At 34.2% G+C, this 389-nt stretch carries 1 protein-coding gene; it reads right to left on the bottom strand.

Annotated features, from left to right (window positions below; all coding sequences use genetic code 11):
* On the bottom strand, positions 1-370 hold a 370-nt coding region (locus tag DYI25_RS22330), incomplete at its 3' end, for an AAA family ATPase (RefSeq protein ID WP_213372955.1).
* Between the last annotated feature and the right edge of the window lie 19 nt (positions 371-389).

The raw sequence follows: 389 nt of genomic DNA, 5'->3' as shown, positions 1-389 counted from the left end.
GCTTTGCAGAGCTTCTAAAATTACCATTGCTAAATTTAAAATAGCCCTTGCCAAAAAACTCATCACTTTCTTCCTTGCTAAGTCCTCTCATCATCCATTTACCACAAATCCTTGAGTAAAGTTGTTTAAGCTCTTTGTTTTTACCCATTAGGTTTTTGTATAAAATCTCAGTTCCTACTAAAATAAGAGGCACTCTAGCAAAATCCGCAATGCGTCTTAAATCCTCCAAAGCTTTTAGTGGTAGATATTCGGCTTCATCTACGATTAAAATCTTTTCATTGGTCTTTAAAAATCTTGCAATTGCTTTTAGTTTTGAAGCATTGTTGCTATTTGCTTCGATTTTAAGAGCATTTAAAAGCTCATCAAGCATTACACCCACACTTGTATGA

The organism is Mesobacillus boroniphilus, from assembly GCF_018424685.1.
GTDB lineage: Bacteria > Bacillota > Bacilli > Bacillales > Cytobacillaceae > Mesobacillus > Mesobacillus boroniphilus_A.
The sequence above is the reverse complement of the archived record's forward strand: the minus strand, read 5'-3'. Positions and strand labels throughout refer to the sequence as shown.